Consider the following 2139-nt stretch of genomic DNA (forward strand, 5'->3'; position numbering starts at 1 on the left):
CTATTAGCTTTGATTGGTTTAGCAGGTAAATCTACTCCTCCTGCTGCTTTGGGAAGGGAGCGGGAAGCAGGGGAGTAGGGGAGCGGTGGAGTGAGGGAGTAGGGGAGTGGGGGAGCGGGGGAGTAGTAAAAACTTGAAGAAGGTAGAAGAGAAAATCTGGTGTTGTCTGAGTTTTACAGCGCTTTTGCCGATTTCTAAACCACATCGTCATAACCAAAACCCTGTAAGGGCAATCTTCGGTAGCTTTGCGTTAGCAAATTGCCATTCGCCCCTACTTAGTATTATAAATAAGTATAGATAATATGGCTCTCACTACGAAAGTATTGAAACTATAAAAACCTCAAAATTTAAACTTTTTCTCACTGCATAAATTAAAATATTGATATCTAAAAAAAAATATTTGCCATTAATTCTTTCTCTATTGAAAATCTTATTAAAAACTAAAATAACCTTCAATAACATCATTTTTATCTTTTTATTTTTGCTTGAATACCCCGCCGTATACACGATATTTACAATTAGTTAATTATTGGGGTTATGATATACAAATTTGCAGGTCGTTGACTATCTCCATCCACTTTTTCCTTTTCATTTCTTCCTTCTTCCTTCTTCCTTCTTTCTTCTTCAATCCCAAACTTTTGATCGCTAAATAACTTTGGAATAATTTAATCTTTATAACCTCCTAGAAACAGAAAAACTATGGTATTATACTAACTTCATTAACCAAATCTAGAGTACAACTACCGATGGCTAAAAGCGAAACCAGGAATGAAGCAGAAGTTCGTTCACAAAGAGTTGATGAATTACGCTCCTTGGGAATAGACCCCTATCCTAGTAAAGCAGTAGAGCGATCGCACACTGCTCAACAAGTTATAGACCTATTTTCCCCTCCAGCAAAAGAATTAGAAGCAGGGGAAGCAGACCCCAATGAAAAATTATTAAAAGTTTGCGGTCGTATTACTTCTAAGCGCGATAGTGGTAGTATTGGTTTTATTAAACTAACAGATGAAAGTGGAAAAATTCAACTTAAAATTGAAAAAAAATTAGTTAAGGGAGACCCTGGTTTAGGCTTTAAACAAATACAAAAACTTTTGGATGTAGGAGACTTTATTAGTGCGGAAGGAATTGGTTGTCGTACTAACCGAGGTGAGTTATCAATTCAGGTAAATAAACTTGAGCTTATTTCCAAAGCTATTATTCCATTTCCTGACTCTTATTATGGTGTAAATGACCCCGAAATTTGTCGTCGTCATCGAGAAATGGATTTAGCTGGAAATGCTGAATCTTTACAGCGTTTTAGAATGCGGAGTAAAATTTTACAAAGTATTCGTACATATCTTTGGGATGCTGGATTTTATGAAATAGAAACACCAGTTTTACAAGCAATTTATGGAGGTGCTGCTGCTCGACCTTTTACCACTCATCATAATGCTTTAGATGTTGATTTATATCTACGAATTGCTACAGAATTATTTTTAAAACGGGCAATTTGTGGTGGTTTTGAACGGGTATTTGAATTAGGTAGAGTATTTAGAAATGAAGGGATAGATAGTACCCATAATCCTGAATTTACTTCCCTAGAAGTTTATCAAGCTTATGCAGATTATTTTGAAATTTTGGGTTTGGTAGAAGATGTTATTTGTTATTGTATGACTAATGTTTTAGGAGATATAAAAGAGATAGAATATCAAGGACAAACTATTAATTTAGAACGTCAATATGACCATAGTCAAAAATATCCTAATTTCACTGGCAAACATTGGCAAGTTAAAACAATGGTAGAAGCAGTTAAGGATGAAACAGGACTAGATTTTGATAACTTAGAATTGCCAGAAGCTCTTGAAGCTGTAGAAAAATTAAACCTCAAATTATCGAAGTTAGAAACACAAAGTTTGGGTTATCTTTTATATGCTGTTTTCGACCAAAAAGTAGAATCAACTTTAATTCAACCTACTTTTGTAATTGATTTTCCTGTAGAAGTCAGTCCGTTAGCAAAAAGACATCATAGCAAACCAGGTTTTGTCGAAAGATTCGAGTTATTTATTCACGGTACAGAATATTCCAATGGTTTCTCTGAATTAAATGACCCCCAAGACCAACGTCAACGTTTTGAGGAACAGATCGCTCAGAGAGATGCAG

General features: G+C 35.1%; 1 protein-coding gene. It reads left to right on the top strand.

Annotated elements, in window-relative coordinates; all coding sequences use genetic code 11:
• Positions 1-746: 746 nt before the first annotated feature.
• Positions 747-2139 (top strand): lysine--tRNA ligase (gene lysS / locus AC3DU7_RS32055; protein WP_488043268.1); only part of this gene is annotated, 1393 nt, incomplete at its 3' end.

Source organism: Okeania sp. (assembly GCF_983059655.1).